At 59.0% G+C, this 24136-nt stretch carries 22 protein-coding genes and 1 pseudogene; 9 read left to right on the forward strand and 14 right to left on the reverse strand.

All coding sequences use genetic code 11. The annotated features are described in order from the left end of the window. Nucleotides 1-160: 160 nt before the first annotated feature. The 3 genes from P0D80_RS44890 (at nt 161) to P0D80_RS44900 (ending at nt 2348) form a co-directional block, all read left to right on the forward strand. Entirely contained in the window at nt 161-670 is a 510-nt protein-coding gene (locus P0D80_RS44890; protein ID WP_408293874.1) for a nuclear transport factor 2 family protein, read from the forward strand. Between the two features lie 95 nt (nt 671-765). Next, nucleotides 766-1878 (forward strand): Gfo/Idh/MocA family protein, encoded by a 1113-nt coding sequence (locus P0D80_RS44895; protein ID WP_408293877.1) that lies wholly within the window; start codon nt 766-768, stop codon nt 1876-1878. A gap of 233 nt (nt 1879-2111) precedes the next feature. Then, nucleotides 2112-2348 (forward strand): hypothetical protein, encoded by a 237-nt coding sequence (locus tag P0D80_RS44900; protein WP_408293880.1) that lies wholly within the window; start codon nt 2112-2114, stop codon nt 2346-2348. A 75-nt stretch (nt 2349-2423) separates the two neighbouring features. Here the strand turns inward: P0D80_RS44900 and P0D80_RS44905 are convergent, their stop codons facing one another. The 7 genes and pseudogenes from P0D80_RS44905 to P0D80_RS44935 form a co-directional block, all read right to left on the reverse strand. Further along, the gene (locus P0D80_RS44905) at nt 2424-2963 is read right to left on the reverse strand and encodes a MarR family winged helix-turn-helix transcriptional regulator (RefSeq protein WP_132379628.1); all 540 of its coding nucleotides are present in this window, start codon (nt 2961-2963) and stop codon (nt 2424-2426) included. 224 nt (nt 2964-3187) lie between these two features. Beyond that, on the reverse strand, nt 3188-3361 hold the full coding sequence (locus P0D80_RS44910; protein WP_408179517.1) for an SDR family oxidoreductase: 174 nt from the start codon (nt 3359-3361) through the stop codon (nt 3188-3190). Next, entirely contained in the window at nt 3334-3966 is a 633-nt protein-coding gene (locus P0D80_RS44915) for an SDR family NAD(P)-dependent oxidoreductase (RefSeq protein ID WP_408293885.1), read from the reverse strand. Before P0D80_RS44915 ends, P0D80_RS44910 begins: the two co-directional genes overlap by 28 nt. Before the next feature lie 3 nt (nt 3967-3969). Next, a complete protein-coding gene (locus P0D80_RS44920; protein ID WP_408293888.1) occupies nt 3970-4353 on the reverse strand; it encodes a nuclear transport factor 2 family protein in 384 nt (127 codons plus the stop codon). Between the two features lie 360 nt (nt 4354-4713). Next, entirely contained in the window at nt 4714-5220 is a 507-nt protein-coding gene (locus tag P0D80_RS44925) for a nuclear transport factor 2 family protein (protein ID WP_408293891.1), read from the reverse strand. 1037 nt (nt 5221-6257) lie between these two features. Continuing rightward, on the reverse strand, nt 6258-7424 hold the full coding sequence (locus tag P0D80_RS44930) for a porin (protein ID WP_408293894.1): 1167 nt from the start codon (nt 7422-7424) through the stop codon (nt 6258-6260). 242 nt (nt 7425-7666) lie between these two features. Beyond that, nucleotides 7667-7903, reverse strand: a pseudogene (locus tag P0D80_RS44935) (outer membrane protein assembly factor BamA); the annotation flags it as partial. A gap of 414 nt (nt 7904-8317) precedes the next feature. Here P0D80_RS44935 and P0D80_RS44940 point away from each other — a divergent pair. Next, the gene (locus tag P0D80_RS44940; protein ID WP_408293898.1) at nt 8318-10411 is read left to right on the forward strand and encodes a phosphocholine-specific phospholipase C; all 2094 of its coding nucleotides are present in this window, start codon (nt 8318-8320) and stop codon (nt 10409-10411) included. A gap of 743 nt (nt 10412-11154) precedes the next feature. Here P0D80_RS44940 and P0D80_RS44945 read toward each other — a convergent pair. Both P0D80_RS44945 and P0D80_RS44950 read right to left on the reverse strand, forming a co-directional pair. Next, entirely contained in the window at nt 11155-11901 is a 747-nt protein-coding gene (locus P0D80_RS44945) for an SDR family NAD(P)-dependent oxidoreductase (protein ID WP_408293927.1), read from the reverse strand. A gap of 62 nt (nt 11902-11963) precedes the next feature. After that, nucleotides 11964-12494 (reverse strand): TetR/AcrR family transcriptional regulator, encoded by a 531-nt coding sequence (locus P0D80_RS44950; RefSeq protein ID WP_408293901.1) that lies wholly within the window; start codon nt 12492-12494, stop codon nt 11964-11966. A gap of 391 nt (nt 12495-12885) precedes the next feature. On the opposite strand from P0D80_RS44950, the gene P0D80_RS44955 reads away from it, so the two are divergent. Beyond that, on the forward strand, nt 12886-13953 hold the full coding sequence (locus P0D80_RS44955) for an alpha/beta fold hydrolase (protein ID WP_408293904.1): 1068 nt from the start codon (nt 12886-12888) through the stop codon (nt 13951-13953). A gap of 49 nt (nt 13954-14002) precedes the next feature. Here P0D80_RS44955 and P0D80_RS44960 read toward each other — a convergent pair whose 3' ends face one another. Beyond that, entirely contained in the window at nt 14003-14815 is an 813-nt protein-coding gene (locus tag P0D80_RS44960; RefSeq protein WP_408293907.1) for a class I SAM-dependent methyltransferase, read from the reverse strand. Between the two features lie 123 nt (nt 14816-14938). After that, nucleotides 14939-15502 (reverse strand): cysteine dioxygenase family protein, encoded by a 564-nt coding sequence (locus P0D80_RS44965; RefSeq protein ID WP_408293910.1) that lies wholly within the window; start codon nt 15500-15502, stop codon nt 14939-14941. A gap of 229 nt (nt 15503-15731) precedes the next feature. On the opposite strand from P0D80_RS44965, the gene P0D80_RS44970 reads away from it, so the two are divergent. The 3 genes from P0D80_RS44970 (at nt 15732) to P0D80_RS44980 (ending at nt 20465) form a co-directional block, all read left to right on the forward strand. Next, complete coding sequence (locus P0D80_RS44970) at nt 15732-16625, forward strand: LysR substrate-binding domain-containing protein (protein WP_408293913.1); 894 nt, start codon at nt 15732-15734, stop codon at nt 16623-16625. Nucleotides 16626-17263: 638 nt separating this feature from the next. Further along, the gene (locus P0D80_RS44975) at nt 17264-18487 is read left to right on the forward strand and encodes a PQQ-dependent sugar dehydrogenase (protein WP_408293916.1); all 1224 of its coding nucleotides are present in this window, start codon (nt 17264-17266) and stop codon (nt 18485-18487) included. Nucleotides 18488-19094: 607 nt separating this feature from the next. Next, complete coding sequence (locus P0D80_RS44980) at nt 19095-20465, forward strand: FAD-binding oxidoreductase (protein WP_408293919.1); 1371 nt, start codon at nt 19095-19097, stop codon at nt 20463-20465. An 884-nt stretch (nt 20466-21349) separates the two neighbouring features. On the opposite strand, the gene P0D80_RS44985 is transcribed toward P0D80_RS44980, so the two are convergent. The 3 genes from P0D80_RS44985 to P0D80_RS44995 form a co-directional block, all read right to left on the reverse strand. Beyond that, nucleotides 21350-21664: a DUF3303 domain-containing protein gene (locus tag P0D80_RS44985; RefSeq protein ID WP_408179531.1), complete on the reverse strand. Its 315-nt coding sequence runs from the start codon at nt 21662-21664 to the stop codon at nt 21350-21352. A 657-nt stretch (nt 21665-22321) separates the two neighbouring features. Next, nucleotides 22322-22486, reverse strand: a complete 165-nt coding sequence (locus tag P0D80_RS44990; protein WP_132379650.1) for an FmdB family zinc ribbon protein — start codon at nt 22484-22486, stop codon at nt 22322-22324. A gap of 388 nt (nt 22487-22874) precedes the next feature. Beyond that, entirely contained in the window at nt 22875-23366 is a 492-nt protein-coding gene (locus P0D80_RS44995; RefSeq protein WP_408179571.1) for a cytochrome b, read from the reverse strand. A gap of 566 nt (nt 23367-23932) precedes the next feature. Between P0D80_RS44995 and P0D80_RS45000 the strand changes: the two genes are divergently transcribed. Then, nucleotides 23933-24136: acetyl-coenzyme A synthetase N-terminal domain-containing protein (locus P0D80_RS45000; RefSeq protein WP_408293924.1), on the forward strand; the 204-nt coding region annotated here is incomplete at its 3' end.

The following is a 24136-nucleotide window of genomic DNA, read 5'->3' on the forward strand; positions in this document are numbered from 1 at the left end:
TCGAGTACGGTGAAGTGACCGCTGGCGTATTCCGACTCGATCGTCAGGTTACGTTCCGGATTCGCAAGTGGATCGCGCTCGCGATCGGTTTCAATCCACTCACCCAGCGGCGTGGCACCGATTTGCTTCAGCCGCGACGGTTCAATCAAGGAGACCCAAGTTGGATGCGAAACTTCAGCAGCTACTGGATGAAGCGGAGATTCGCCGCGTTCATATCCGCTATTGCCGCGGCATCGATCGGATGGACTGGGACCTCGTGCGGTCGTGTTATCACCCGGATGCGATCGACAGGCACGGCGTGTACAACGGAGGTGTCGAAGGTTTTATCGACTGGGCAGCCGAGTTGTTGCCGAACTTCGAATCGACGCAGCACTTCACCGGCAACCAGCATGTCGAGGTCCACGGCGACGTGGCGTTTGCGGAACACTATGCGCAGGCAAGCCACCGCACGAAACCCGACGGCGACAAGCCTGCGATGGATTGGGTGGTGAACATTCGCTACGTGGACCGCATGGAGCGGCGAAACGGTGAATGGCGAATTGCCGATCGGGTGGTCGTGCTCGACTCCCAGCGATCGGACCCGGTTCCAGGAGATCTGGCACCGCTCGAAAATTCCAATGTTGGACGCCGTGACAAGGAAGACCCATCGTACAAATACCAGATCGTATGAGGGAAGCGGCCGGTGTCTGCGGCCGGCTCCAAAGGGCCAACCTGCGAGATCAGGCGCTCAAGGTTACTGCAGTTATCTAAAGGTTAGAGGAAGCAATGGAAGGAAAATATCGTGTCGGTATCGTCGGCCTGAGCCCAGGACGCGGTTGGGCGGCGACAGCCCATATTCCGGCCTTGCGGGCCTTGTCCGACGTCTTTGAGCTCGCAGGCGTGGCGAATACGAGCCTCGCGAGTGCGCAGGCCGCGGCCGCCGCGTTCGGCATTCCGCGGGCATTCGAAAGTGCCGCTGCGCTGGTCGCATCGCCGGACATCGATATCGTCGTCGTCACCGTCAAGGTTCAGCACCACAAGGAAGTCATCACGGCAGCCCTGCAGGCGGGCAAGAGCGTATACAGCGAATGGCCGCTCGGCAATGGGTTCGAAGAAACCATCGCGCTTGCCGAACTCGCGCGCGAGAAAAAGGCTTTGGCCGTCGTTGGCGCACAGGCAATCGCCTCCCCCGAAGTGCAGTTCATGCGCAAGCTCGTCGCGGGCGGCAAGATCGGCGATGTCCTGTCTTCGACGTTCGTCGGATCGGGTTTCAGCTGGGGCGACGACATCCTGCAGGGTGACGCCTACGCCATGGACAACCGGAACGGCGCCACACTGCTTTCCGTGATCGGTGGGCACGCGATTTCGGCGATTGATGCCGTCCTCGGCGACATCGAACAGATCGGCGCGGTGCTTTCGCAACGCAGGCAAACCGCGCGCGTCATCGAGACGGGCGAAACCGTCGAGATGAAAACGCCCGACCACCTCATGGCGAACGCCGTTTTGCGCTCCGGAGCGCCGCTGTCGTTGCAAATCCGCGGTGGCGTGCCGCGCGGGACGAAGCTGCTGTGGGAGATCAACGGAAGCGAGGGCGATCTACGCGTCACCGCGAGGAATGAATATGTCCCGGCGGTCAACATCTCGCCCTTGCGCGTCGAGTTCGGACGCAAAGGCGAGAACGGCTACGAGGAACTCGACGTCCCGGATCCGTTCCCGATCGATGCCGACGATGCCGTTGCAGCGCGCAACGTCGCCGGCGTCTATCGGTTGATCGCCGATGATCTGCGCCATGGCACTCGCACGGCGCCCAGCTTCGATCATGCGCGCGCACTTCACAAAGTGCTCCATGCAATCGAGCAGTCGAGTGAAACGGGCAATCGGGTCAGGGTGAGCAAGTAGCAAGTGTGTGCGGCTCTCGTATGCGCCGCACACGCACATGAAGCGTGAAGACACGAGTGTGCAGTGCCTCATCCTGTCCATGTTCGGCCGGAGCCGCGAGCGGAACGCTGCAAGCAGGTTGCAGGTGATGGTCCTGACTGGCCTCGCGGCGGACGCGAACGTCCTTTTGGTGCGCGAGGCCGGTCAGTTGGTCGTAGTCACGCGATCAAGGCGAGCGTGTTGAGGAGAAGATGATGGCTAGCGCAGGAAAGTCGTTACGCTCGATGGTGGAACACTGGCTTGCTCCTACCTCGATGGACATCGTGCATGTGGTCGAATTCAAGAACCAGCGTGCAACGCGGCAATGCTATGTGTGCGTCGAAGCACGCAAGGCCGCCGGAACCGCAGCATTGTTCTTCTTTCGCCACAAGGACGGACTCTGGTGTATTTTTCCGCCGAGCCGGGAGCGTCCGACGATGCGCGTGGTGTGAGCGCACCGCCGCTCGCCGCACATCGATCAGCAATGGCCCCTCGACATCGTCGTTGTGCCAACGACCGGCCGGCCGCTAGTCGATCACAGAGTCGCTCTGAGACATCTGAATCAGGTTCGATTCGATCTGGTGCATGACCTTCCAGAAGACACGCATGTCCTTCTGCGAGATTCCGTCGAGCGACTCCGAAATCATGTCAGTCAGATCAGGCAGCAATTCGTCGACGAGACGCTTGCCTTCTTCCTGTAGCATGACGAAATACTTTCGCCTGTCGTTTGGATCGCGGACTCTCTTCACCAGGCCGCGCTTCTCCAGATAGTCGAGGGCGGGGACCGCGGTCGTCGACGCGATGCCTACGCGCTTACTGAGTTCGAGTTGATTGACCTCGCCGCGTTCGGCGAGCACGCGAAGGTAGTACCAGTACGCAATCGGAATAGTTTCCCTGTCGAGGATCTTCTGCCCCTGGGCATCGTAGAGTCGGTGTACCGTTCGCGCGATCCATGGAACGGTTCTGCCGCGATCATCGAAAACGTCTGATGCTCTCTTCGCTGTCGCCTCGACTAATTTGGGAGCGCTCGGGGCTGCCTTGATTGCAGATGAATTGGATTTGGGCATTCACTCATTCCTCGCCATGGGATCGAGCCATCGGTCGGTGCTACCTGTTCAAAATGGATTCAACCAAAACGAAATGATACAGCAGGATTAACACCGCCTCTATGGACAGCGAGGCGAGAAACGGCTTCGGTTGCGGCAAGCGGTACGCCTGCAGGTCCTGAGCGTTCCGTGGAGGGCGGGACCGTCTCGGTTGACAGGACGGCCGCATCAAGCACATAGCGGCATCAAATGGCGAGGAATCCCCCGTCGACCGCCAGTTCGGCTCCCGTCACGAAGGACGCCTTGTCCGAAAGAAGCCAGACGGCGGCAGCAGCAATCTCCTCCGGGACGCCGATTCTTCCCAGTGGGTGACTGGCTCGAATCTTCTCGATCAAGTCGGCAAATTGCGGATCGGACACCAGTGAAGCATTGGCGTGTCCACCGCACCTGGGAGGATGGCGTTGACTCGGATATGCTTGTCGCCATAGTCGACCGCTGCGCCTTTTGTCACCCCCAGCACACCGCCCTTGGAGCCACAGTAGTCTGCCGCACTGCGCATCGCTACGCGGCCCAGCGTGGACGAAGTATTGACGATGGACCCGCCACCCGTTTGCAGCATGGCGCGTATCTCATGCTTCATGCAAAAGAACACACCGTCGTAATTGACTGACTGAATTCGGCGCCATTGCGCGGCGGTCAGTTCGTGCATCAGGACGTTCGTCTGCGAAAGACCGGCATTGTTGAATGCGCCATCGAGCCGGCCGTACTTGTTCAATGCCGCAGCCACGAGTGTTTCGACTTGTTCTTCATCGGCTACGTTCGTGGCCTGGAAGATTGCGTCACCGCCCGCCCGCCGGATCGCCGAGATCGACTCCTCTCCCGCCGCAACATCAATATCGGCGACCACTACGCGCGCCCCCGCCATGGAACACGCGAGCGCCGCCGCCCGCCCAATACCCGAGCCACCGCCGGTGACGATGATGGTCTTGCCTTCAAGATCGCGATTCATTTCTTTGTTCGCCATAGATCAATGCTCGAACAGCGGCGAAATATCGGCGTAGATGCGGCATTCATCGATCAACTTGTCCTGCAACTTCCAGATCGTCACGGCCGGAATCGTCAGCGTCGATCCATCCTTGCGTGTGTAAGTTACGGATATCTGGGAAACGATGACATCCTCGAACGCCCATACATTGACGAGGTCGTGTTTGATGCCAGCAAGCAGCCTTAGGAAATTCTGTGAAGTCGCTGCGGCGTTTGCGCGACCGATGACAGGATCGCTATTCGCATGGACGAATGTGCAGTTCTCGGTCAGACAGTTCGCGAACCCCTGCTCGTCCATCGAATCGATCGCTTCATAAACTTTTGAAACAAACTCGTTTACTGCTGCGGGTGTCTGCATAAACAACATCGTGAGTCGTCTCCTTTTTGATGATTGGGTCCATCACAGTTGCCGATGTGAAGCATCCCCTGCGCGGAGCGCACTGGGCGCGCCACACTTCTGGTGAAATCGCTTTGGTACACCAAAAGCGGCAGCGGTCGCTTGAGCGCTCGCCTGACTCGCGTTAGGGACGCCTGCAATTTCGAAGTCGTCAGACGAAGCGCACACCGCTGGTATGTAAGCCGCAATCGCCCAACTGCGTTACGCACTCAAACCGATGATGCCAACATTGAATCGTCCATCCATGGTCAGGCGCATCTGGCGTGACGCATCAGGCAGCACGTCAAATGTTCGCTTCGGCGAGCCGTACCGCCGAAGCGCTGCGCTTTATCACAGGCCGTACTCGTACGACGGGTCATCGCGATCGCGCCGCCCATAGTTCCAGTCGCCCAACGGCGCAGAGTCAGTGCTTGCCGGGATCGTGCGCTCTGAATCGTACACAACGATGCGGTCAACAATTCTCCATTCGTCATCACGCTTTTCCAGGCGATCGACATATCGCACGTTCACAATCCAGTCCGCAGCGGGTTTGCCGTCTGCGGGTTTCGTGCGGTGAAACGCCTGCGCGTAATGCTCCGCGAAAGCGACATTGCCTTCCACCTTCACGTATTGGTTACCGGTGAAATGCATCGTGGCGTCGAAGAGAGGCAACACTTCCCCTGCCCATTTGATAAAACCTTCGACGCCACCTTCGTAAGCACCATGTCGATCAATGGCGTCCGGGTGATAGCACGAACGCACGAGATCAAAGTCCATTCGGTCGATGCCTCGACAATAGCGCATATGAACTTCACGAATCTCCGCCTTGTCTTGAAGTTCCTGACTCTTAAAATCCAATTTGTGTCTCCCAGTTCAAGTAAGAAACTGAGGCACATCGCCCCAACTCAACCTCGGCGATCGCCTCGACGCCCTGCCTCACTTTCCCTACACCGCTACCGCGGCTATCGCACTGTGAAAAAAGATCTACGACTATTCAATTTATGTCGCATGATGCATCATGGTATTATTAGAGTCAAGTGCTTGCCGGTAGCGCCTGATGGGTCCGCTTCAAGTAGATCTCAGCACGCCGGCGTCGCTAGGGAAAGTCCCCAACTGTCCTTGACGATATGAACTCGCCGGTGGGCGGGCACTACACCGGTGCGGGAATAACACTCGGGCTCGCGTTGACGTTCGGATATCTGGCGGCTATGTCAATCTCTGGAAACAGGCAGACGGAGGTAGACAGCAATGCAAATATCCCTACCGCCTCCACCTCTGAGTTGCGCATTGCCTGATAGCCAATTGCTTGCCGCGTGACTGAAGACAGCAGTGTCAACTGTATCGACGAAATGAGGTGACTGCGATGAAGCGACTTGTTTGCGTGATAGGCCTGCTTGCTGCTGCAGGCTTGACAACTCTGGTACTGGGATGGAGTGAGCCGGAACCGCCAGACGAGCCGTCCGGCAAGATTGCGTGTGCTTACTATGGCGAGACTTGCGTGTCTCCAGAGGCTATTTCCAAAGCCTACTTCCGCCTGTTTCCATGAGATCTTCGCTCAGTTCCGGTGCGCGCTTGTGGTCCGGATAACAGGCTCACTGTTTCGGCATCGTTTGGTGTGCGCCAGCTAGCGAAACGGCGGTGTCGCCGCCCGCTCGGAGCGCGTTGACAGCCGAAATTTCCTTGGGCGTCATCGTAGTCCTCGACACGAACTGTCGAGCGCCCGATACGCACGTCTGTTGAGCGCGCGCAAAAGTTGGAGAGACTCCCAAGGAAGACCGCTTGTGCTTTCGGCAGCGGTATCGGTTTCGACTGGAGTACGCTGCCGGTTGTCCGGCTCCATGCGTATCCATGTTGTCGAAAACCTAAAAACCGCCCTAGTGTTTGACACAGTAAGACTAGAACTTATGCCGGATCCCGATACGAGCGACCGCCTGATGACGATTCGAAGAAGGCGGCAAATCAGCGATGTTCGCGACCGCCGCGTGCCCGGTCGAGTCGTTTCCGCTAACCGTCTGCCACTCGCCTGAAAGATAGACATCGGTGCGCTTGGACAGCGTGTGATTCACACCGGCGGAGAACTGATTGTATTTCGCGCCCCCAATGGTTTGAGTCACGGCATTCCCTTTCAGGAAGTTATAAGCCGCTCCAACCGACCAATCCGGGGCAATCAGGTACTGCAGGCTGACTTCCGCATCGTTGAAATCCGCACTGCTTCCACTAAGCGCGGCAATGTTCGAATAGCGAATGTTCGAATAGGTCGCGCCCATGACGACGCGTCCGAACTTATAAGAACCGCCGGCCGCTACTACCTGGTACGTTCTTGCCGATGCATAGCCGCTGTAGATCGGGCTCGCGGTCAGCCCGTTCGACGTCGCGGTATCGCTTGGGTTGCTCCCGAACAAAGACGCCGCCGGATTGTTGACGTGTGAATATGCCACGGACATGCCAAGCGGGCCCTTCACGAAATGGGCTCCGAAGGAGTATGCCTGGTTGGTTGCAAGCGAGCCTGGCACACCACCGAAGCTATAGAGACCTTCGAAACTCAACCCGCCGAAGTTGGGGCTCTGGTACTTGACTGAATTGTTCTGGCGACGCGTGAAATTGAAATTGTCGAGGTCGCCGGGATGTGCCGCGTGATCCGAGCCAAGATTTGAATCACCGAATTCGTATATTCCGACGTAGTCGACGATGGGATCATATTGCCGCCCGAGCGTCACGGTGCCATACCGGTCACTCGACAATCCTACAAAGGCCTGACGGCCAAATTCAGCGCCACCTTGCGCGAGATTTCCGGTGTTGAGTTCAAAGCCGTTCTCGAGCGTAAAGATCGCCTTGAGGCCACCGCCGAGATCTTCGGAACCTTTGAGTCCCCAGCGGGATCCGTTCAGCCCGTTGTTGGCATCGAGTCGGAACAGTCTGCCGCCGCTTTTGCTGCCGGCAACAGGCGCATTACTGATTGCTTCGAAACCCTCGTCAATGATGCCGTATAAGGTAATGCTGCTTTGCGCGTACGCGGCAGGGACAGACACAACAAAAGCACATGTCACTATGACTTTTTTCATTAGCAAACTCGCAGGATGCCGGCGTCGCCCGCAGCGCGTGGAAAGCGCAAGCAGGTCCGACGACGCCGAAGCGGAAGAAAGAAGGCAAATCAAAGCCAATGGACGAAACGAACGCCGGCTTGATTTATTCCTCTGACTTTCAGAAAAGAGTCCGCGAGAGTTCTTGCAGCTCCGAATAACGTGGGCGACTGCGGCTGACCAAGCGTGAGCCGAGATCAGTTATCGGGAGGATATCGACGAGCGATCTGGCGTGTTTCACCGCGCATCACTTCGTCGCGCGTACGCGTGTTGCCCATCACGTTCACGCGGCGCACATACACGCGCCCGCTCGTGTCGATCTGCATCGTGAGGTCAAGCGTGTAAGGCGTCTGGTCGATCTATGGCTGTGCGGTATCAGTGCGATTGCGTAGCCATATGCGCCCTCCTTGTGGAATGTCGCTTTGGCGGTGGCTTGCAGCTTTTTCCGCGGAGAAGCGCTCAGTGTTGACGTTGCCGTCGCGCGCAATTGCGAAATGTGACCTTCCCCCGACGCCTCTTCCTGGCGGACAGCCGACGCAATTTGCATCAAGCAAATGACTTTGCGCCTTACATTTCTCAACGTACTTCCTAGCGTTTCACTTACTCCGAACACACACATCCACAAACCGTTGGCATGATCCGGCATATCGGCGAAGCAGACGTACTCAGTGCCAAAGTCAGCCCGCCACATCTCGCCTCATTTCTAAAGCAGTTGCCACATTTCGGTCATGTTCAAGGCCCATTCTCCCGGATGCCTTACGCGGTTGCGAGTCAACAGTTGTCTCCTGTAGCGCGTGCCGTGAAGCCACGAGTTCCTTATCTTCTGGCTGCACTGGACGCCGTTTCCCTCAATCAACGGCAAATAAACAACGAACATGACATCAAACAGTCGACGTGATTTCCTGAGAGCCGCTGCGCAAGCGGCCGGCGCGGCCACCGCACTGGGTGCAGTGCCTCTAGGTATCCGCAGTGCGCTGGCGATACCCGCGCACAATGCGACCGGCACTATCGAAGACGTACAGCACATCGTTGTCTTCATGCAGGAAAATCGTTCTTTCGATAACTACTTCGGATCCCTACGCGGCGTGCGCGGTTTCGGCGATACGCGCCCCATTCCGCTTACAACCGGTAAGTCCGTATTCTTCCAGCCCGCCAACAACGCCGACGGCTATGTCTTGCCTTTCCGCCCCGATCTTCCGAATCTCGGTCTGCAATTCGTGCAGGATCTGGATCACAGCTGGCCCGGCACTCATGCGGCATGGAACAGCGGCCGCTATGACCAGTGGGTGCCGGTCAAAGGCACGACGACGATGTTCCATCTAACGCGCGAGGACATCCCGTTTCACTATCAACTGGCCGACTCATTTACGATTTGCGATGCCTATCATTGCGCGGCCATGACGCCGACCGACCCGAACCGTTACTACATGTGGACCGGCTGGGTGGGCAACGACGGAACCGGAGGCGGCCCGGTGATCGATAACGCCGAAGCCGGTTATTCATGGAGCACATTCCCGGAAAAGCTGGAGGCCGCCGGCATATCGTGGAAGGTCTACCAGGACATGGGCTCCGGTTTGAATCCGTCGACCGGCTGGGGCGACGACCAAAATCCCTTCATCGGCAACTTCGGAGATACGTCGCTTCTGTTCTTCAAGCAGTATCAGAACGCGCAACCCGGCAGTCCGTTGTTCGAAAAGGCACGCACGGGCACACAGGTCGAGGTAAGCGGGACCTACTTCGACATACTCAGAAAGGACGTGCAAAACAATACGCTGCCTCAGGTTTCGTACATCGTGGCCCCGGAAGCATTTTCGGAACATGGCAACTGGCCGCCGAACTACGGCGCCTGGTATGTCGACCAGGTTCTTCAGGCACTCACGTCCAACCCGGAAGTATGGAGCAAGACGGTGCTGCTTTTGACCTACGACGAGAACGACGGCCTCTTCGATCACATGCCGCCGCCGTACGCATCATCCACACCCGAGACTGGCCTTTCCACAGTCTCCACGACGAACGAGTTTTTCGCGGGTTCGGGCAAAAATCAACCCGGTCCCTATGGACTTGGGCCGCGCGTACCGATGATCGCCATCTCGCCATGGTCGAAGGGTGGTTACGTGTGCTCCGAAGTCTTCGACCACACATCGATCATCCGGTTTATCCAGAAACGTTTCGGGCACGGCAACAGCCTGGAGGAGCCGAACATTACGGCATGGCGCCGCACGGTGTGCGGAGACCTGACATCGGTTTTCAATTTCAGGAATCCAAACGACAGCTTCCCGCAACTGCCGGTCACCACCTTTCCGGCGGACAAGAACCGTCACCCGGACGTCATACCAGTCGTGCCGAGCACCCAGTCACTGCCGAAACAGGAATTCGGTGTACGGCCGGCACGCGCACTGCCGTACGAATTCTTCGTTCGCGGCGGCGTGAACGGACAAGGCAACGCGTTCCGTTTGCACATGACGAACACGGGGCACGCGGGTGTGAACTTCCTGGTCTATTCGGGCAATGCGACGGATCTGCCGCGCAGCTATACGGTTGAAGCAGGCAAGGATCTTTCGGACGATTTGATGCTCGCTCCGGGTGGGAGCTACGACTTTTCCTTGTTCGGACCCAACGGCTATCTGCGCCGCTTTGTAGGCATGGCAGGCTCTACGCGCAATCAAGGAACAGCGGTTCAGATTGCCGATGGCTACGATGTCGCAAACGGCAATCTGCAACTGCGTCTGACGAACCCGGGTAAAGAGCGATCTGTTTTCAAGGTCGACAGCGCCTACAACTCGCCGATAAGCGGCGAGCGCAGCGTGCGCGGCGGTGATGTCAGCGTTCTGATGATTGATCTGCGAAATTCATTCGGGTGGTACGACCTGACAGTGACACTCGACTCCGACAAAAACGCCCTGTGGCGCATTGCCGGTCACGTAGAGACCGGGCGCGACAGCGCATCAGATCCAGCGCTTGGAGGCTGAGGTTGAGTCGCTAACGCCAGCCGACCGGTCGTCAACTTCTTGAGGGTAGTTGACGATCGGGACTCCATCCAACGGGTCATGAGACCGCCACGGACAGTAATGAATGGGCCGGTACGGCCGCTGGTTATTTCATCCTTCACCCCGCGGGCATAGGTCCCGCCGATCATGGAAAAACCATTTCTAGCCATGCAGATGTTCACCAGGGTAATCAGGTCGATATTCCGCTGCAGGCACCCTGCATGGGCACGCGCAAATTGTCGCCTGGCACGCGACAGCGACGAGACGAGTCTCTCGCGCGGCTTATCGGGCAATCGCAGTCTCCCGGCAATGTTCCTGCTCGCCACGCTCAGCGCGTGCGGAGACAACAGCAATGCGCCGGACGCCAGTTCCACATCAGCGTCGGCAACCGCGTCGGCAACCGCGCCTCAGATTTCAGTTTCGGCACAACCGTCTGCCGCTACCCAGGATACGTCAACCGGCCTGCCCCCACCACCATGGACAGCCTCTGCGCCGCAGTCCTCTTCAGACGCGTTGCTGCCGCCCGTGATTCATACAGTGGACTAGCGGGAGGCAGCAGATTCCAGCAGCAGAACTGCTCGGCCGTGCGGACATTCCATGTATGCTCGGCCACAACCGGACGGGTGCAGCCCGCTCGCTGAGGCCGGGCCGTCCATTCACGTAGCCCGTCGTGGCACCGCGAATCGTGAACGCCGATCGAAACGATGGAACAGGTCACCAGACGGTCATAGCGCCATACCACCGTCGATGGTAAGGCTCGAGCCGGTCATGTAGCCTGACTCCTTGCGGGCGAGGTAGGCAACCAGACCGGCGATCTCATCCGGATCGCCAGCGCGCCTAAGCGGAATGAGCGGCCTGATCGCGTCGATATGATCGGCCGTCATGTCCGTTACAGTTGGCCCGGGTTGAATGTTGTTGACTGTAATGCCCCGGCCAGCCAGGTCAATGGCGATACCTTTTACCATGACGGCAACTGCAGCCTTCGTCATTGAGTAAACGCTCGAGCCCGGATGTCCGCTTCGCACCGCGGTGTTGCTGCCGATCGTAATGATCCGGCCACCTTCAGTGAGACGCGCAGCCGCGGCCTGGATGGCGAGAAAGACACCACGCACGTTGATGTCCAGCATGCGGTCAAGATTTCCCACGCTCACCGTCGCGACGTCACCAAGCATCAAGATGCCAGCGTTGACAACCGCAATATCCAGTTTTCCAAAATGATCCACGGTCTGCGCGACGGCTGCCTTGATAGCAGCCGGATCCGCGTTGTCAGCCTTGATTGCAAGGCCAGACCGCCCGGTGGCCTCGATTGCCCGAACCGTTTCGGCGGCTCGCTCCGGCGCCGAAACGTAGGTCACCGTTACGTCGGCGCCCTCTCTTGCCAGACGTCTCGCCGCGGCCGCGCCAATGCCTCGCGAGCCGCCAAAGACAATGGCAATCTTTCCTGTAAGTCCGCAATTCTCGTTCACCAGCATCTCCATTGTTGACAGATCAGTCCATAATTGGGCGCGCGTCGACCACGTCAGGCTTTCCTTGTCTAGCGCGGTCTAAAGCGGCTGATTGCAAATCTGGCCTGTGCGCGCAGACTCCTAACGTCCCCACCTGCACGGGCCCCGAGCTGAATGCCTTGCATCGTCATCTGCAAAAAGGCGGCTGCTTCGCGGGCGTCGATGGCGAGGTCGACTTCTCCGCATGCCTGTCCCTCACGGATGCGTTCGACCAGGCGCCTGAAAAGCCTTGGGCCCACTTTGCTTCGTAGCATCACAAGATCCGGATCCGCAGTACCGAATTCACTGACAGCGCCGACACCCATGCACCCGAGTGCACGGACGCTGTCATCTTCGGCTATGAGGCCGAGCAAAAGCGCCTCGATTCCACGTAACGGCGAGGCACTGCTATTCAGACGCTCCAGGTGGCTCGCATTGCTTTCCCGTTGATATCGCTCCAGCGCTTCAAGGTAGAGCTTCCGTTTGTCACCGAACGCGTTGTAGAGGCTTTGCCGCCCGATGTTCATGGCAGCGAGCAGGTCTTCCGTTGAAGTCGACGCATAGCCTTTCGCCCAGAACACGCGTGTAGCGCGGCCCAGTGCCTCGTTTCGATCGAACTCTCTAGGTCTAGCCATGGCTTGAGGATATTTATTCTGGACTGATATGTCAATAACTATTCAATGCTATTGCCGTTGCAGACGTCAGAGATGGCATCCCAGACCTTATTCAGTGCGTGGTCTTCGCCATGATGGGAGATTTGCTAGTGGTCTAATAGCGCCGCTGCCGTCGCATCATTGCGGTGACTGTCGCGCGATTGCGAAGACGTGTCCGCAAGATTCAAGCGGACGCAAAAAGCGGACGCTGAGCTGACAAGCAAGAGAATATTGTCGCCTCGTCAGAGCAGTCGGTAACGTTGTTCTCTAGAATGAGGCATCCGTTCCGATGCTCCACTCAAATTCGAGGATTCCATTCATGAGATTTTCGACTGCATTACGCCGCGCCTGCTTTTCCTTTCTTGTTGTATTGCTCCCCTCTCTCGCTTCAGCACAAGACTATCCCACTCCGCGTGAAGGCGACTGGATCGCGCCAAGCTTCACATTCCATACGGGCGAAACCCTGAACAATGTTCGCCTTCACTATGTGACCGTCGGCGACCCCACGAAGCCGGCGATTCTCGTGCTTCACGGTACGAACCAAACCGGCGCGAGCATGTTGACGCCGCACTTTGCCGGCAAGTTGTTCGGACCGGGGCAACCGCTCGATGCGACGAAGTATTTCATCATCTTGCCCGACGGACTCGGCATCGGTAAGTCCACCAAGCCCTCCGATGTTCTGCGCGCTAGCTTTCCGCAATACGACTATGACGATATGGTGTCCGCACAATATCGGATGGTGACCGAAGGACTCGGGATTCACCATCTTCGCCTTGCTCTCGGCTATTCCATGGGCGGCATGCAGGTCTGGCTTTGGGGCGAAAAATATCCGGACATGATGGATGCGCTCGTACCGATGGCGTCCCAGCCTACCGAGATGTCCGCACGCAACTGGATGATGCGCCGCATGTTCGTCGAGTCGATCGAACAGGATCCGGCGTGGAACCATGGCAACTATACGGCTGAGCCTCCATCGTTGCGCCTCGCCGGCGCGATGTTCGCAATCGCCACCAGCGGCGGCACGCTCGCATATCAGGCGCTGGCTCCGACACACGCGAAGGCCGACAAGATCGTCGACGATATGCTGGCGGCGCCGCAGAAGAGCAATGCCAACGATGTCCTCTATCAATGGGCGTCGTCGGCCGACTACAACGCTGCGCCGGGACTGAGTCGCATCCAGGCGCCTTTGCTGGCGATTAACTCCGCGGATGACGAACGCAACCCGCCCGAGACCGGCACGATGCAGATGTCGCTCAAACAATTGAAGAGCGCCCGCTTGCTGTTGATTCCCGCCAGCGCCGAAACCCGCGGACACGCCACATTAGCCGACGCGACGTTCTACGCCCAGCAGCTTGGTGTTTTCATGAAGGAGACTGCCACGCACTGAGACGGCCGTGCATGCTCGCCCTGATTTGGCAGGTCATGGCGCCGACCATTCAGGGCTTTCTCGCTGACGCGAGCACACACGGCATCGGGACTTGTACCTCACCATTGTCCGTGTACGATGCCGCATCGTCGGACACAGCTTTCTGGATCGAAGCCAGCGCCTCCGGTGACTGCGCCTTCAAGATCGCCGCGATGCGCACACCTCCGCGCATCAGGACGTCGAAGGGCGTTTCGGGCGCGCGGATACGCAACGTTTGACTGACTTCCTCAATGCGAGGCTCAACGAATCCCGCATCGAGCAGCGCACGCTCCGACTCGTGCGAGTCGCTGAAGCGGAAGAAGGGAGGCCCAGAGGGCAGCGGGACGTCTATGCGACCGTGCTTCTCAATGGCCTTGAGCACCATCCCGAATCCAACGGTCTGGTCCGGCGGCGCCCAAACGGTAAACGCGATTCTGCCGCCGGGGCGCAGCACCCGTAATGCTTCGGCAAGCACCGCGTCGGGGCGAGCGAAATGCAACATTCCGAAGCTGATACCGACCGCGTCAAAACTCACGTCCGGAAAAGGCAGATCTTCGGCACCGCCCGGACGGAAAGCGAGGTCGGGAAAAATGCGTTGCGCTTGCTTGACCATCGCGTCCGCGAAATCGACGCCAACCACATCAGCGCCACGACGTGCCGCCGCTGCCGCAAGATAGCCGGGACCTGACGCGACATCGAGAAACTGGACGCCGGCACGAACCTCTAGCGCATCCAGCAGCGCATCATTGGACTGCGTCGTCAGTTCGCCAAAATACGAGTGATATGCTAATGCGACCGTTTCCCAACCCTGATGCTCAAAGGCGCTGAATTCGTCTTGTTCCATGTCACCCCTCCATGAGCGTTTGCCCTGCCGCGACACCGACATGGGTTCGACGCGATCCGCGCCGACGCATGGTGTTCAGGTTAGTGGCATTCGGTCACCGTTCGAAACCAGTGATTGTTGCAGCTACGCCAGCTTCAGAATGAAGGGCGTTTCGCTGCGCTTGTCGGGATCAAACTGGGAGCGGTCGGTGAAATTAACGTGCTTCCCATACACGTGCAGTGATAGCGTGACATGATCGGACTCGTTGCACACGCTGTGGATCGTGCCGCTAGGCATCGCGAGCACGTCGCCGGGACGGAACACTCTTTCTCCGCTCTGGCGCAGCTCCGCGTAGCCTGGGCGCGTGCGGTTGTCCGTCCGTTCCCAGAACACGTTCTTTTCCGGGCCGTCCACGCCCCCGACAATCGCCCACGTGCCATGGTCATGCGGCGGTATTCCACGTCCGGGAAGCCAACTCACGGCGAACACCGCGAGCGTATGGTCTGGCTCCTCGTGGAGCACGTGCACACCAAAACCCTGTGCGCTGTCCGCCTGGTAGTGGCGTGGCTCGAGCCAAGAGCAGGAGAGCGCAAACCGTTGCACCAGCGGCCGCATCGTCGCGATGACCCAATGCTCATCGCGCCCTTCGCAAGCGGTGTGCCGCAGGTCAGTGATGAACCGGTTAAGGGAGTACGCGTCGTCTTTCATCACCTTTCCTTCACCTCGGTGGCTGCCGAGCCCCAGTCCCACCGAGCCGGCACTGAAGCTTTGCTAAACTATTTACAGACCTCGCGGCCGCCGCCGCATCTGGACTTCGATAGCCGTTCACCCGGCTTTACAGGCATTTTCAACGGATCTGACAGCTTCAGTCTCTGCCCGGAACTCTCAAACGACAAGTGAATTCCGCTCGAGGAAACATCAGCGACACTTAACTTTCGTGCGCACCCTTGACCTGGACCTGCTTCGCACCTTCGTCGCGGTCGCCGACGGGGAAAGCTTTGCTCTTGCTGCCGAGCGAGTGCACCGCACGCAATCTGCCGTCACGCAACAGATGGCCCGCCTCGAACTGCAACTCGGCGTGGCACTGTTCCAGAAGGTCGGCCGCTCGAAGCGGCTGACCGAGCCCGGCGTGCGGCTCCTGGACTATGCGCGCCAACTGCTCGCGTTGAACGACGAAGTGCTGGAAACGCTCGCGGCACCCGACCTGCGCGGGCCGCTGCGCATTGGAAGCCCTTACGACGCCGCAGAGTTCTTGCTGCCGCCCTTGCTCGCGCGCTTTTCGGCCCTCTATCCCCACGTGCAGATCGAGGTGCATCCTGCCCGCACCGCCCACCTGTTGCAAGCGCTCAAGCAAGGGCAAATCGAGATTAGCCTCGTTGCAATGCCGGAAGGAATGGTGGATCCCGCGCACCCGAGCGTACGCTTGCGAACCTCGCCAATGGTTTGGATGGCTGCCGCCGAATACGTGCACGATCCGTCGCAGCCCGTGCCCCTGGTCTTGCCCAACGAGCCGAGCCACTACCGCGCGACGGCGCTCGCCACTCTAGATGCGCACCAAATCCCTTGGCACATTCGGCACGTATCCACTTCGCTTGCGTTCGGCGGCTTGCGTGCCGCGTTGCGCGCCGGCCTGGGGGTGACGGTAAGGCCCATCGAAATGCTTGCCTCCGAACTGCGGGTCCTGGACGAAGCCGAGGGGCTGCCACGCCTGCCCAGTCTATGTTTCGATCTCTATCTGCGTGACTGGAGAGTGAGCCCGCCCGCACAGCGGCTGTTCGAGGCTGTGGCCGGAGGCGGTGTCCTGCAATCAATCGGATCGCGATACAAGTGAAGAACTTTTTTTGGGTGCGGCCAATCTCCAGACTACCGTCTTAACATAGTTCGATTTCGGCAAAGGCCACTGCCGAGGATTGGCGATCCGACGGTGGCCGACTTCTACGCCGACAAAGATCATTCCGGGCATGTGATTCGCGAGAGCGGTCATTGGTATGGTGTTTCCAGGGAGGGAGCGAGGGGAGCGCTCATGTGTGCTGGCGGGTCGTCCCGCTCATTGCTCGCGGGTCGGCGCCTTCGCGTCTAAGAGCGGTGCCGTTGCCAGGCCAAATACTTGCTTCCTCGTTGCTCGGGCGAGCAAGCAGGCCCGTCCTGCCTACTGCAGGTGGTTTTCAGAGACGTTTGTCGATGTAAAACCTGCAACGCGCGCATCAATTCCGGACAATTCCCTCGCAGGAGCTAGTCATGATTTCCTTCCTCCGTCCGGCGTCATGTCGCCTTCTGGGTATGTGTCTTCTGTTCCTGGCCGCCTGTGGTGGGAATGGCTCTGGGGATGGAGCCTCAGGCGCTGCAGGAAGCTCTGGTAGCTCGGGAGGGAGCGTGACTGCTGGCGCGTTGTCGCTCTCGGTAACTGGCCTCCCGACTGATACGGCCGCAAACGTGTCTGTGGCCGGCCCTGGCGGGTTCAGCCGGGTAGTGAGCCGATCCGACACGCTGGCAAACCTCGCGACCGGAACCTATACCGTCACGGCTGACCGTGTACTGAACGGCACCTCGTTGTACAGCCCGACCAACCTAAGTCAGTCTGTCACGGTGACTGCGGGCGCTTCGTCGGCAGTCACCGTTGCCTACGGGCCTGCTGAAACGTTTCGCCTCACAGTGACCGGGGTAGCGAGTGGACTTACCGCTCCGATTTACCTTACCGCGCCTGCCAATGACCCCCGTCTTTTTGTTGTCGAGCGAGCGGGGCGGATACGGATCGTCCGCGACGGGACGCTGCTCTCGGCGCCATATCTTGATATCTCGGCGCTGACTTCGACCGATGGCGAGCGTGGCTTGCTGTCGATGGCGTTCGACCCGGCATACGCGTCGAACGGACGGTTTTACGTCTATTACACCGCAGCAGATGGAGCGATCACAGTATCTCGATTCCAAGTCTCTTCCGCCAACCCTGACGTAGCCAATCCGAGCGGCACGGTGCTTCTGACAATTCCGCACCCAGGTGCATCGAATCACAACGGCGGCCAGCTCGCCTTTGGGCCAGACGGGATGCTGTACCTGGCGCCCGGCGACGGTGGCGGCTCGAATGATCCCGCCGGCAATGCGCAGAACAAAGCATCTTTGCTCGGAAAGATGCTGAGGATTGACGTGAGGGGCAACGGCTACGCGATACCTTCTGACAACCCGCCCGCTACAGGCGCAGGCGACCGGCCAGAGATCTGGGCAGTCGGTCTGCGAAATCCGTGGCGATTCTCCTTCGATATGACGAGGCAGATCTACATCGCGGACGTCGGTGAGTCCGCGCGCGAGGAGGTCAACGTCGTCCCGGCGACAAGCGGCGGGCTGAATTATGGCTGGGACGGAATGGAAGGTACGTTGTGCGTCGGCGCGGCCACCTGCGATACGACGGCTCTGACGCCCCCTGTCTTCGAATACACCCACGCAAGCGGAGGCTGTGCGATCCTCGGAGGCTATGTCTATCGAGGCGCCGCCGTACCTGAGATCCAGGGCCGTTATTTCTACACCGATCTATGCACCGGCCGACTGCAGAGTTTCGTCTTTCGTGATGGTGTCGTGACGGAATCGGTTGATTGGTCATTGCCAATACCGGGGACTGTGTACTCTTTCGGCGCAGATGCCGCGCAGGAGATTTATGTGCTGACCGCAGGGGAAGTGTTGCGAATCCAGCGGGCGCAATAGCGATATCGCCCGTCGCCAATGTTCGTAACGTTACTGCGTCTCGAAAGTAGGACCACGTGAGTGAGAATGAGCGCTGGCGTTAGTCCATTATCGGATATCCACGAACGGCCGGTAAACGGCGAACAGCAGGCGCCCGCGTTATCGCCGCGCAGGACTGTTTCTGGCCAACTGCTGTCCGGCGCGGTCGGCAGAACCCGGCCCGAAAGGGCGTTTCGGAATTCCCGGTAGCGGCCCCACTTTTGAGGCTATGTCGGACGATTCAAAGCCGTCTGGCCGATCAAGTCGCCGATTGGACGCGCCCTTATTTTCCTGGACCAAAGAGCGGCCGACAATTGGTCTCGGGTTTCATTCGACTGGTTGCTCCCTCGTCTTGCTGTCAGTATCGTCAATCGGAAGTTCCTTCCCGCAATTGCGTCGGAGCACTATGCTTTTCATCAAGTGAGGTGCGAGGCCAAGGCTCGCGAACGGCCACCAGATAGGTGTGCAAATCCCGATTGATCCCGCGCGCCCGATGTCGTTCTTGTCGACTGTTCGGCGCGAGGCTTCTGGGTACGGCATCGCGTCGTCGCGCGTGCGCGATGGATAAACTCTTCAAGGAGGCAGCGTCATGGACGAGTTTGCGATTCAGGGATTTCGCGGAAGGCTGATCGGTCCGTCAGACCAGGACTACGACGAGGCGCGAGCACTGTACAACGGCATGATCGATAAGCGGCCCAAAGTGATCGCTCGCTGCACCGATGCCGCCGATGTCATAGCGGCGGTCAACTACGCGCGCGATAACAAGCTGCCTCTGGCAATCCGCGGAGGTGGACACAACGGCCCCGGTTTGGGCAGTTGCGACGGTGGGCTGGTCATCGACCTGTCGCAGATGCGCAGCGTGCGCGTCGACCCAGCGAGCCGCACCGTGCGTGTCGATCCAGGCTGCACCGCAGCGGATCTCGATCACGCGACCCACGCCTTTGGCCTCGCCGTACCACTCGGCATCGTCGGCAGCACGGGCGTCGCAGGTCTGACCTTGGGCGGCGGAACCGGCTATCTCACACGCGAGCACGGCCTCACGATCGACAATTTGCTCGAAGTGGATGTAGTGCTGGCCGACGGCTCTTTCGTCACCGCTAACAAGGACAAGCACGTTGACCTGTTCTGGGCGTTGCGCGGTGGCGGCGGTAACTTTGGCGTGGTCACGAGCTTTCTATTTCAGGCCCACCAAGCCAAAATGGTGTTCGCCGGTCCGATCTTCTGGGACGCCAAGGACGCCAGGCAAGTTATGGCGATGTACCGCGACTTCATCCCAAACGCTCCCGAGGAGCTTGGCCTATTCGTCGGCCTCAAAACCGTGCCTCCAGTCGATCCCTTCCCTAAGGAGCACTGGAACAAACGCGCCTGCGCTCTGATCGGCGCTTTCAACGGACCGATCGCAGAGGGTCAGGAGCTCATGGCCTCGCTGCTCGAGAAACTGCCCGCCCCGCTGTTCAACTGGACGGGCGAGATGCCGTGGACTGCCATCAACAGTCTGTTCGACCCGTTCTTCCCTAAAGGCTTGCAGTGGTACTGGAAGGGCGACTTTGTCAAGGCGCTGCCTGACGAGGCGATCGACGTGCACATCGCCAACGCGCTCAAAGCACCGACCCCCTTCTGCCTGATGCACCTTTACCCCATAGACGGCGCCGTTCGGCGCGTCGCCAAGGATGCCACGCCGTGGAGTGCGCGGGACGCGTCTTTTTCAATGGTAATTGCCGCGATCAGCCCCGATCCCAAGGACGCCGAGGCGCTTAAGGCCTGGGGCCGTGCCTACTGGGGGGCCATCCACCCGTTCAATCTGGAAGGCGCCTACGTCAACTTCCTGGACGCCGACGAGGCCGAGAACCGCGTCGAACTAAGCTACGGCGACAACTACAAGCGCCTTGCCTCGATCAAGGCGAAGTACGATCCCAACAACCTGTTCCGAGTCAATCAGAACATTGAGCCGAAGGCGTGAGTCTACGCGCGCGGCCTCGCCGCGTGGCGGTGTTCAGCGCGACGCTCGCTAGAATACTGACGAACGGAAACGTGAATCAGATCGGAGCTAACTGACCTCCGCCTGATTCACGTTCCCCGCGCACGAAGTCCCTGGACCCCGTGTGTGCAAGCAACGCGAAACGGTTAGCGAAAGTCCGCTTCGGAGTATGCCGCGCGGGAATCTCGCCGTTCTGTTGAAAGGCTTGCGATGTTAGCGTCAACGTCATGGTGCGCTCCTCGGCGGCAACCATGGATGGCTTTTCCGGCGGAACGATCAACAATGGTCACCGGGAGTGCAGCCAACGAAGGCAATACCCGCGCCCAAGCCGCTATTTCAATGCGGGGCCTTTCATCTTGCGACGTGGCATCAATGTTTGTGCCGGTGCATCCAACCCATATGGTGCGAGTCAAGCCACTGAGTCATCCCCTCTGCGGGGTGATCGCGCCTGTAACGTTGTGCCACCATGAACGCGGCGACCAACAAGAGCGCCAAGCCGACAACGAAGTAGATCATAGACTGGGTCATGGCAGCCTCCTAATTGGGTAGCGACCATGCTTATATTGTAGGTCAGCCGCCACCGAAGTGGCGTGCGATCCACGAGCACGGCTTCACCGCTCGCATCAAAACGCGAGTTGCGCGGACGCGGCGCGTTGGCGTCCAAAGCCGATCCGCTCCAGCCGTTCATCCCTCCCTGAAGCGGACGCTTGCTGTCAACGACTGCCGGCGGGCGCAGGCTGTTGGCCGTCTAACTGAGCGGGGTTTAGGCCGCCGCTCGGCGGCAGTGCCAGGACGCTGGCCACTTTTAAAAGGAGGACCGAGTCTCGGGTTCACACGCCGTGAAGGCGACATGATCCTCTCGAATGTCAATTACTTTTCAGTCCGTCTCGCCAGGCGATCGCTTCGAGTTCGACCCGGACTGCGTCCTCGACGGCCACTACGGGGTGCGCGCGAAATTCAAATGCAGGGAATGTCGAGCAAACTTTGTGAACCGCTAACGGATCGTCGCAGTCAACCAACATGTGCCCACCCCACTCTCCCACACGCACCACGAAAAACTCGATCTTGAAGTTGTCGGGCGCCTTCCATTGACTAAACACATCAAGGATTCGCTTCTGGGCATTCTCGTACTCTACAGGCGAACCTTGTGTGCGTTCGAACCAGCTAATCATGTACTTCATTGCCATGCTCCTTTTAATCATTGATGTCGCCAGAACGCTTGCCGTTTGGACGGGCTAGCGAATCAGCAAACTACAATTGGAGCAGCGGCGACGAATGCCCATTGCGGTTGGCCCTTCTTATGCGCCGCTTCAAAGCGGCCAATGAGGGTCGTTTTACGTGTTCAGAATCGGACGCCAACGCACGACGAAGACCGACGACGGCGGCCCCAAAACCGTGCTTCAAAGACGATGGCGTTGGTCCGGTCGCCATCAAATCAGATTAGCTCATCGCCGAAGGAACTCGATGGAAATGTAACTGCGAGCTGGCTCGCGGAGCATCAGACAACTGATGTTTGCTCGTGTCGGGAAAGCCATGACCTTGATGCATGGGTTGACACAAGCGTGCGCGGCGACCGCTGCCGCAAATCTGGGCGCACACATCCGCTTGGAACGGAGCGTGGCGAGACTTGACATACAAGCGGATGACTCACGCGCTGAATCGGAACGGATTCGATCTGACGGGATGAGTAAAGGCAGCGCACTTTTGTCCGAAGTTACTCTGACGGGCTCGCTCGGACATGAGTTTCGTAGATCGCAGTTTATCGCCCGGAAACCGAAGGGACGTGCCTACCCGGTTGCTTACCCCGCCAAAGAGGAAGAATTGTCAGCAGGTAGAGTTCAGCTCTTTCTGGACGTTTTCGCGACAAATGGCGTGGGTATGTGCTGAACCTTCTCGCTCCCGCACTTCGGACAATTCGGATGAGCGGTTTCATGTTCAACGAGATGTTCGGCATGCTCGAACGTCTCACCGCACTTCTCGCAACGATACTGGTAAGTCGGCATGGCATTCCTCTAACGCGAATCCCGCACGTCGTGCTGTCCAGATACTGCCAGCGATGCACGGCAGCATACTAGCCCATTCTAATGCAGAAAACGGCCGCATACGCGGCTCGCCAAGCGCTCATCGTACACTCCGCAGCCAACGCCAGCACCCCGTTTACGGCTAGGTGAGTACACGTCCCAGCCGACAGGTGTTGACGGCATGCTGCTCGTCGCGACGGGCCACGCCCGACCCGCAAGAGGCCTTCGCGTTCAGCGGCGCCGATGCTACGTTAATTATCAGACCAGCCGTCGAACTGATGCCGTCGTTTGCGCCAACACCGCGGCGCGAAGCCAACCGATAGCATTGATACGGTGCGCTTCCTTGTGTCCCTAATCATTCAGGCCGACCTCAGCGGTTACGTGCCGATTGGCGCGATGGCCCCGCATGCGGCAGCATCCGTTGCAACACGTGGTCTCGCAGAACCAGGCGATGGAACAACGCTGCCGCCACGTGCAGACCAATCAGCGCGAACAGCACCCAGGCAAGGATGCCGTGCAAATCCCCCATCTTGTGGCCGAAAGCCGAGCCCGGAGCGCTCAGTGCCGGATACGGCACGAGACCCAGCAACCGAACCGTCCAGCCGCGTGAGGACGCGTTGATCCACCCCAACAGCGGCACTAGCACCAGTGTTGCATAGAGCAGAAGATGCGTGACGCGCGAAGCGATGCTGAAAAACGGCGGCAGGTCGTCCGGCGTGGGTCGGTGCGTCAATCGCCAGATCACCCGTAGCAGGATGACGACGATGAGCGTCGCGCCGACACCGAGATGCCAAGCGATCAATCCGATGGGTTGCGTGTCCTTTTGGACGTCGGGCATCGTCCAGCCAATCATGAACTGCATCGCGATCAACAGGACGGTTAGCCAATGGAGCGCCCGCGCGACTGCGTCATATCCCGGACGCGTGCTTTCCTGGAGGTTTGCCACTCTCACTCCTTAGCTTCGACGGAACGTAATTGCACTTGTAAAACTTCACCTGAGGGCTCTTGATTCGATTGCACACAAATGCGCGTCGCCAAGGTTGAGCAATGCTATCGACTTCAGCTTAAGGAAACCTGATGCCCAACGCGGCGGTCCGTCTGACCAACTCTACGGTCGATCGTCGCGGAATGGCCACGCGGCCAGATCATCGTCCTTGCGGTGCTGTTGCGATTCATTTCCATCAAGGCTGCCGCGCTGCGTCTCGCTCGCGAGACTCCTGCCATGAACGCGCGGCGCTCTTCTCTCTACTTGATATGCATCAATGGCGCCGCCCGCCACTCGGTCATAGTCGCCCTGCACCCACGCTGATTCGCCGCGAACCGCAAACGACGGAACGCAGGCGCAGGCGCCTCATGGCCAACAAGAGCCCGCCCTCATCGGTAAAGCGTTTCGCGCTTCACCGCCTTCATGACTCATGTGAGGAGACAATGTCTACCATCGATACCGCTCCACCCAACGCCGCCGCGTTGCAGATTCCGCTCGCCCGGCATGCCAGCATCGACGGCATGGAGGCTTATCGCGCCCTCGTTGCCGAGGCTGGCCAGGATCACGAAGCGTTCTGGGCGCGTCTTGCCCGTGAACATCTCGATTGGCGCCGCCCATTTACGAAGGTGCTGAACGACGCAAACGCA

The sequence above is a fragment of the Paraburkholderia sp. RL17-373-BIF-A genome, from assembly GCF_046030175.1.
Classification (GTDB): Bacteria; Pseudomonadota; Gammaproteobacteria; order Burkholderiales; family Burkholderiaceae; genus Paraburkholderia.